Origin of the sequence: Sphaerospermopsis reniformis, from assembly GCF_005402885.1 — a bacterium.
GTDB classification, from domain to species: domain Bacteria; phylum Cyanobacteriota; class Cyanobacteriia; order Cyanobacteriales; family Nostocaceae; genus Sphaerospermopsis; species Sphaerospermopsis kisseleviana.
In genome coordinates, this window is record NZ_BJCE01000248.1 from 1 (window position 1) to 7,873 (window position 7,873).

Sequence of the window (7,873 nt, forward strand, 5' to 3'; positions counted from 1 at the left end):
GGTAGCGATAGAATGGATCTATGTCTGCGTTATAAAGATGTTATTTTAGGGATTGAATTGAAAGTGTGGCGGGATAAAAAACGCGATCCTCAAGGTGATGGAATTGAACAATTAGAATCTTATTTAGCACGTTTAGGGTTAGATTTTGGTTGGTTATTTATCTTTGATAGACGGAAAAATGCTTTACCAATGGAAGAAAGATTATCAACTGAGGTGGTGATGACAGAAAATCAATGTAGAATTACTGTGATTAGAGCATAAATGTTGATCTATTCCAACACCTTAAAGCTACGGAAAAGTATATAAAATCCATTTCACAGTCTGTATTGTCTCTGTGATTACCTCATCACCCCAAAGTTGTTTCATTATGGGGATTAAATTGTTAATTTCTTCCAATAAAGATTGACGATTATAAGAATATGAAGAGATTCTTGCTCTCCATAGATAATAGAAATACTCTGCATAATTACCTGCTATTTCAGGAACAATGGAGCTACAAAGCAACGCACGTTCTTCCTGTGAAATTCCTTCCATAGATGCAACTGCTTCTAGAGTTCTTAAGATTAAGTTTTCAGGTAAAACACGGGCTAAAATTTTAAGAACTTCTGTTTTTATATATTGTTTTTTTATACCCAAAGCAATGTCAAGAGCCTCTGATTTGAAAGTTTCTGGTAGGCGTGGGGCAATTTTTTCATAGGCTACTTGTTCTCGTCCATTTTCAGAAAATAACTTCAAAGTTCTAATCATTAACTTTTCTGGAACATATTCTGCAAAAGCTCCAAAATTAAGTTTCATTATAAAGTTTTTCTTCTCTGAATCATCAGTAAAATTTCTCTGTTCTAAATCATCAAGAAGCTGTTCAAACAGATTGCTAGACAGATAGGGTAATACTATCCCTGTATTAATTACGGCTTTGTTATCTTTGTTGAGTAAGGTTAACTTTAAAACTTTTGGAAGTAATTGCTGACGAACAGAATTTGATAAATAGGGTAATAGTTTTTCCAAAACTCGCTCTTTTCTGTTCATATCTGAAATATCATTAACGATCTGAAAAACGTCATTTATTAGCTGATTGCTCTGCTCATAAGGAACAAGTTCAACCAAAGCAAGAGCGCGTTTAACCCTATCCTCAATACCTAACGCAATTTCTAACATTTCTTGACGCAGACTAGGAGAAAATGATAAGAATTCAGTCAAAACTTTGACTTTCTCAGAAACGTTTTCAATTAGGCGAACATCTCTAACAGCTTCACTCCAAACATCAGGGGCAAAGTTGGCAATTTTTCTCAGTAACTTTGCTCTAAACTTAGGCTTCTTAAATGAGCGAACAATCAATAAAATTTCTGTGAGATATTTGGGTAATATTTGACCCTTTAAAGAAATAATAACTTCGTTCAAAGCTTGGCATTTATAATATTCATCATGGATTTTATCAATCTCATTTAAGAAAAGAGGAAATAAATCAATCGGTAGATGAGGACACAATAAACAAATAGCTTCTTGTTTATCTGAATCTTCATAAAGAGTAGAAAATAAATCAAAAATCTCAGGTGTAAATTCTTGTGGCGCATGAACAATCAAATTTTTGATAATAGTTAAAAAAGCTAAGTGATCGTTATTTATAGCTCTTGCTACAATTAATATTTCATCCAAAAGATCAGCACTAGCTACAGGTATTAACTTATCTAAATTTGGATTGCGCCAAATTTCTTCCTTTTGTCTTTTAACACATTCTAAGGCTTCAGGAACTAAATGGGTAAAGTTTAAAGCTAATTCTACTAATTGTTCAGTTTTATCTTTGTAATCAGTGCTTATACGAATCTCGTTTAAGGCTTGATTTAATAACTCTTGATTATTAGGATAAGCGATCGCCAAGTCTTTCAAGCTACTAGCAAGACTACTATCATAATTTAATACGTCAGGTAAAATTTCAGGATATCGTTTAGCTACTATTTTGAAAGTTAGATCTTTAATGCTTATTTCATCTATGCTGTTGGCAACTTCCCTTGTCTTTTCTTGTAGTTCATCAGGTAGAAGATGAGCAATTTGTGCAAAAACATAGTAGATCCAAAATTGATTGGGAAATACCTTAATAACATCCAATAATTCAAACCATACTTCTACAGGTAAGACTGAAATTTTAACGATATGCTTGATAAACTCGTAAATTCTGCCAAAGGTTTCAAATCCTTCTTGAATTTCTGCTTCTACCCCATCCACTCTAGGAAGACGAAGGAGTAATTCTAAGATGCCAGGTAAATTATTAGCAGAGATATGGTCACGAACTGCCCATAAAACTAGAACATTTTCTTCAATATCGTTACTAATGGCTAAATAATCAAGAAGTAACTCATTAGGTAGGTACGGACCTATCTGTATAAGTGCCTTGGCTTTGTGCTTAGGCTCTGGAATCAATGAAACCATAGACAATGCTTGAGCTAAAATATTAAAGCGTTCTTCTGCTTCTGGTTTTCTATTGCAACTCTCAATGGCTAGAATATTAGCAAATTGAGATGCCAAGTAAATCTCGTCTTGTCCAAGATCCATACTATTAGTCACTTCAGTAATAAATTCAGGAAAAAAGACATCATCAACATAGGGAAGGACTTTTTCAATACTCTCAATTTGTAGCGATAAGTCTGATAATTCTTTAATTATTTTTAGGATATTAGCAATTACAATAAGACTTTTTGGAGCAAGAGAGGCAATTTTTTCTAAAGCACTTACACGCTCTAATTCTTCTTTAATATCGTTAACTTTTTCTAAGGCAAGAAGTAAAATATCATCAGAATCGGGAATCGCTTTAGCCATGCTAGTCAATGCGTCCACCTGATAATCCAAGTCATTGATTAAAGAAAGATTATCCAAACATAATTGTTTTAATCTCTGATTCTCAGGGAAGTGAGTCAGCAACTCAATAATAGCCCATACTTTTGAGTCACTGTCAATTGATTCTGCTAACTTTAATACTTTGGACAATAACTTTTCTGGATAATAAGGAGTAATTTTTGCTAAGATTTCAAATTCTTGATCATCATTACGTCGTTGAGATATGTAGGCAAGACATTGTTCTGCTTTCCAACGCTTATTCTTTGCTAAAAATACCAGTAATTCATCGGAGTAGTCATTGGCAAAAGTCCTAAATGAAGAAGTAATTAAGGCATAACGAAGTTGAAGAGCAATTGCTTTTGACTTTGATAGATACTCACCGTTAATGTATTCCTTTTCTACTTCTTCCCAAGCTGCTATTATATTGTCTAAAAAACTATCTTTTCTATCTTTTTCTAAAAAACTATTTGCACAAACAGCAGACTCTACAGCAGACTCCAAAGCTTCTAGGTAAGCGTGCTGTCCTTTTTCGGTTGTTAATGAAAGGATTTCATGAAGTTCCTGTTTATATGGCGTTTTTATAAAATGGAAAGCTAACTTTACCAATTGACATAGATCAAATTCAGCCAAAGGATTGTTTTGAGAAACTATCATGCTTTCCTCCTATGGAGTTTATTTAACATATTTTCAACAATAAGCATATTTGCTTGTGTATCAAAACTTGTTATATCGTCAAAGTGTAATTTTCTTTTTAAGAAATCATAAAAGCTTCGATGATAAATACGATAGTGCTGTTTATTGTTTTCTATTATTTCATTAAAACAATTACGCCACAGGTTAATAATTTCTGATACTGTATTGGTTGGGAATTTACTAATTTCCGCAATGTATGAGATAGAAGCAGGTGTGTGGAGAGCAGCGATAATTCTGATAACCTTTTCATCTATTTCTCGGAATCTATCTTTATAAGATTTTTCCATAAAATCCCAATGCTTATTGTAATATCCATTCAGTCCTTGCGGTAAATCATGAATACTATCCTTAATATCTTCTGAGAGTTTTTGCTCTTTAATATCTGTCATTACATAGAATAAATACATGAAGTTGCCTTCACTTTTTTTAGTGATCTTTTCGACAAAATCAGCATCACTAACCTGCCATTTCTCGATTTGTTGCCTTACACCAGGATCATTTAAGTAACTCTCGACATATAGCCGAACATCGTTGAGATTATCTTCATCATCATCCTTGATATCTATTCGTTTATTATTATTCACATAGAAATTCTGATCGTCTGCTTCACGGGAAGTAACAATGAAAAACACACCTTGAGGTAAGGCTTTAGGCAAACCAAGAATATTAAGCTCCCCATCTAACGGACTTCTCTTTGCTTCATCTAAAGCATCCACTAAAATAACTACTGTGTTATCTTCTTTGTTATCTTTCACTTTTTCTATTGCTTGTGGCAATAGATCTTCATCTATAAAATTTCTGTAAGTAAGTATTCTTTGTTCTGGTTGACATTCAGGCAATTTTGAATAAGGTAATTCATATTTAACAATCAGTTGAGAACAAATACTAGCCAAAAAACTTTCGGTTGAATCAGTTCCTTCAGTGACAAAATGATGAATCCACTCTCTGTCTTCGACTAATTTCGCCATCAATGCTGTTTTACCAATACCAGGCTCACCTTTAAGAATAATATAGCCTGAAGGAAAACTCTCATCTTTCAAATATTCATCAATTTGATCATAGATATATTCCCTTCCGACAAATTCCCTTGTCTTGTCATCAACAATATTTTTGAAAATCTGTCTAGGAATATGTTGTTCAATTTGATTAAATTCTCCTGCTGGGTTATGAGGATTAACGGGATTTTGCAGTCTATTCCATTCGTCTGGATCGACTACTTCACTAACTGTTACTCCCAAAAAATCACAAACATCTTTAAGATTCGCTCGATCAATGTTGCGTTTCTGAAATAGTCGTTCTATAGTTTTTTCAGATAAATAACATTTTTGAGCCAATTCTGTCTGATTAATACCTAGTTCTTTGAGTCGTCTTTTTAATAGTCTCCTTCCTTCATCGGTTATCCCAATAGATCTAGGCATGGTTAATTGTTCCTTTCTTTGAAAATACGTTCTTTAGAAATACGTCACGAAAACTTTGACTGATTGAAAAAAGTTTAACTTGAGATTGAGTCAACGAGAGTCTGACATCTTGTATCAGCATAGCGCAATTCTGGGAGAGTACGTTTTCTCTCTTTCAAAACTAGCGCCGAAGGACAGAGTAACTGTTCACACTCCCCCCTATCTTTAACGAGAGATCAAGGGTTTCGATAATTTTAGAGGGGGGGAGTGAATAACTACAGGACAGAGTATTCCAATATGTCGAATCTGTCGAATCTGTCCTTTAACCTGTCGGAAGTGGTTCTTCTCAGCCTGACAGGGGGAAACGCATAATGGGGCTATCAAAACAACATTCTCTCTATTGGGAGGAAAAAATATGTCAGAAGAAAAGTCATGGGCTAATGTAGCAAAGCTCGTCGGCTTATGTGCTGCTACACTGGGCGCACTGGTTGCAGCTGGTCGTTCTACGCCACCACCACCACCGCAGCCACCAAGAAACGAATCCAAACCCTAAACTCAGTAAACCAATTTGAAACTTAAAGAGGGAGTGGTTATTCTCCATTCTCTCGACTTCACAAGCATCTCAATTCAATCAAGGAGGAACAATGGCTATTCACTTATTACCCTTCATTGGGAAAGTAACATTAGGTGTTGGGAAAGTAACAGTAGGTTTTTTTACTGCTTATATCACTATTAAAGGCTGTGAAGCCGCTGCCAAGAAGGCTAATAAGATTTTAGACGAACATTATCCTCAGGTAAAATTTCGCCTTAATGCAACAATTGTTGATTGGGGGGTTAAGTTAGTCCAATCCACTGTTTCTTCAATGGTGGCTGAGGATAAAAAAGGCGAAGTGAAAAAACAGATAGATAATTTAACTACTGATGCCCTTTTCGAGTTGATTTATCGTCTTATCAAAGATAGCTTCAATGGAGGTAATGCACCCAATGGAACAGACTCAAAGGATTCCTCGGAAGAAGAGACCATTATTGAAGCCATTGCCTATGGAGCCTACAGCTACTTCATGGAACAAACAGCTTGACGGTGATAGCTGAAACTGACTAACTAAGTTGAAACTTAAAGAGGGAGTGTTTATTCTCCATTCTCTCTTTACCCAAACCCTAAATAAAAAATAAAATGACAGCGATCGCTTACTACCCAAAGGCGATCGCTTTCACAAATTGGAGTTATGGTGATAAAAAAAATCTTAAAAAATCAACATTATATATTGTTATGTTGATTCAATAATTTTTATCCCTGCTCTAAATTCTCGCAGTGCTTGAGCATGATTTTCTATACCAATACAACGCATCAATAAACCTACATCTAAACTCGGTAAAAGTTGCGATTTACTAACAGCCTCATATCCCTCATTTCCTAAACTATAAAACAATAACTCATCATTCATCCAAAACCAAACTTCAGGAATTTTTAACCGTTTGTATGCTTCCAGTTTATTAATTCCTCCACTACTAACAACCACCTCAATTACTAAATCAGGATGCTTTCTATTTGCCCCCAACTCATAGGATTTATCACCTTCTCTTTTAACCTTTTCAAATTCATTTTCTAAGGTTACAGAACCAGTAGGAGTAAAATCTAATCCCAAAAATTCTAAATAAATTTCTAGTAAAGCACCAATACGTTCTTTGATAGTTTCGTGTTTTTTACCCGGCATTTTTCTAATCTCCAAAACTCCATCTAAAAAAGATAACCTTAACCCTGGGCGATCAATTAGCTGTTCAACAGCTTTAAATTCTCTCCAGGTTAAGTCACTAATTAAAATTGGTTCTGCTTCTGGTTCAATGAGTGTAGTTATCATAATTTAAACCCAAATTTAGAGAGTGAATTTTGTTCAATATGATATCATCTAAAAATATATTATCATAAAAAATATCATGCAAGTATAGAAACCGAGAGTAAAAAATGATCAATTTGGTAAATATGAACTAAGCTGTTGTGCATTTAATTTATATAAGTGGAACAGGCATCTTGCCTGTTAAACAAGAGTTTAGAATATTAGGATTATACAATTTAGCTGTGTAACAGCTTACCATTCCAAAATACGGCGCAGTTATCAGTTTCCAGCATCCGTAATTTTTTAATGGTAAATAACCGTTGTCTTCACTGTAATATCAACATTAAGTTTTTTCCGCAAAACATTGAAAATAGCCGTCAAATTATCCATCGTCGGATTACATTTTATTGTCCTCATTTATAATGCTAATTCCATTTTGCCAAACGGTAAATTTAGACGGCTGAATTTTGAGTTATCGCCTAGAAAAACAAGGTTGCTTTGAAACTATTACGGAAAATGGCGTTCATTACGGTGTTGAAGTTTTTGGCAAAATTTTCGACAATCTTTCCCCACAAGGACTATACCCAGATGACTGGATTCAAGATTTTACATCTCTATCTAATGAGTTTAAAATAGAAGTGATAGAAGAATTTTGAAAATTTTAATGGAGTTAATCTCAATGAGCGCATTATTTAATTTACTCGAAAAAATTAAAACCAACCCAGGCTTATATTTGGGAATAGCATCTATCAGTAATTTACGGATGTTTATTTTGGGATATCGCTTTTCTCGTTCTGAATTAGGTATTACTAATACTGAAACTGAAAGTGATTTTTATAAAAACTTTCAAACTTGGCTACAAAACCGCTTATCTATCCATACTGTTAACGCTTGGGATAAAATTATTTTACTCACCTGTATTGATGAAAAAGCTGCATTTGATTACTTTTTTCAATTACTAGATGAATTTATCCAAAGAGACAAAAGCCAAGATATTAGACCTGTCCGAAAATTAAAAAGGCAGTCTGTGTATGGCTTTGAGGATGTTCTCATTTCAGCCAGACTTGACGTAATCATCAGGGCTAGAGATAGTTACTGTTAGTATAGCCCGGAAAAAAT

The 7,873-nt window shown here is 34.2% G+C and carries 6 protein-coding genes and 1 pseudogene; 4 read left to right on the top strand and 3 right to left on the bottom strand.

Translation table 11 applies throughout. From position 1 onward, the window contains the following. Nucleotides 1–261, top strand: a pseudogene (locus FFR48_RS23065) (ATP-binding protein); the annotation flags it as partial. A 27-nt stretch (nucleotides 262–288) separates the two neighbouring features. On the opposite strand, the gene FFR48_RS23070 reads toward FFR48_RS23065, so the two are convergent. After that, the gene (locus tag FFR48_RS23070; protein ID WP_137668978.1) at nucleotides 289–3,483 is read right to left on the bottom strand and encodes a hypothetical protein; all 3,195 of its coding nucleotides are present in this window, start codon (nucleotides 3,481–3,483) and stop codon (nucleotides 289–291) included. After that, a complete protein-coding gene (locus tag FFR48_RS23075; protein ID WP_137668979.1) occupies nucleotides 3,480–4,940 on the bottom strand; it encodes a P-loop domain-containing protein in 1,461 nt (486 codons plus the stop codon). The genes FFR48_RS23070 and FFR48_RS23075 overlap by 4 nt, the downstream gene beginning before the upstream one ends. A gap of 623 nt (nucleotides 4,941–5,563) precedes the next feature. Between FFR48_RS23075 and FFR48_RS23080 the strand changes: the two genes are divergently transcribed. After that, entirely contained in the window at nucleotides 5,564–5,998 is a 435-nt protein-coding gene (locus FFR48_RS23080; RefSeq protein WP_137668980.1) for a hypothetical protein, read from the top strand. 189 nt (nucleotides 5,999–6,187) lie between these two features. On the opposite strand, the gene FFR48_RS23085 is transcribed toward FFR48_RS23080, so the two are convergent. Continuing rightward, nucleotides 6,188–6,778, bottom strand: coding sequence for a Uma2 family endonuclease (locus FFR48_RS23085; RefSeq protein ID WP_137668981.1), 591 nt, complete (start codon nucleotides 6,776–6,778; stop codon nucleotides 6,188–6,190). A gap of 443 nt (nucleotides 6,779–7,221) precedes the next feature. On the opposite strand from FFR48_RS23085, the gene FFR48_RS23090 reads away from it, so the two are divergent. After that, nucleotides 7,222–7,410 carry a papain fold toxin domain-containing protein gene (locus FFR48_RS23090; RefSeq protein WP_217359423.1) on the top strand — a complete coding sequence of 63 codons (189 nt, stop codon included), beginning with the start codon at nucleotides 7,222–7,224 and terminating at the stop codon, nucleotides 7,408–7,410. Between the two features lie 23 nt (nucleotides 7,411–7,433). Then, nucleotides 7,434–7,856, top strand: a complete 423-nt coding sequence (locus FFR48_RS23095) for a hypothetical protein (RefSeq protein ID WP_201277669.1) — start codon at nucleotides 7,434–7,436, stop codon at nucleotides 7,854–7,856. Nucleotides 7,857–7,873: the final 17 nt, after the last annotated feature.

Coding starts and splice junctions, on each gene's coding strand:
- FFR48_RS23075 (WP_137668979.1), bottom strand. CDS start 4,940: ATGCCTAGATCTATTGGGATAACCGATGAAGGAAGGAGACTATTAAAA.
- FFR48_RS23070 (WP_137668978.1), bottom strand. CDS start 3,483: ATGATAGTTTCTCAAAACAATCCTTTGGCTGAATTTGATCTATGTCAA.
- FFR48_RS23085 (WP_137668981.1), bottom strand. CDS start 6,778: ATGATAACTACACTCATTGAACCAGAAGCAGAACCAATTTTAATTAGT.
- FFR48_RS23080 (WP_137668980.1), top strand. CDS start 5,564: ATGGCTATTCACTTATTACCCTTCATTGGGAAAGTAACATTAGGTGTT.
- FFR48_RS23095 (WP_201277669.1), top strand. CDS start 7,434: ATGAGCGCATTATTTAATTTACTCGAAAAAATTAAAACCAACCCAGGC.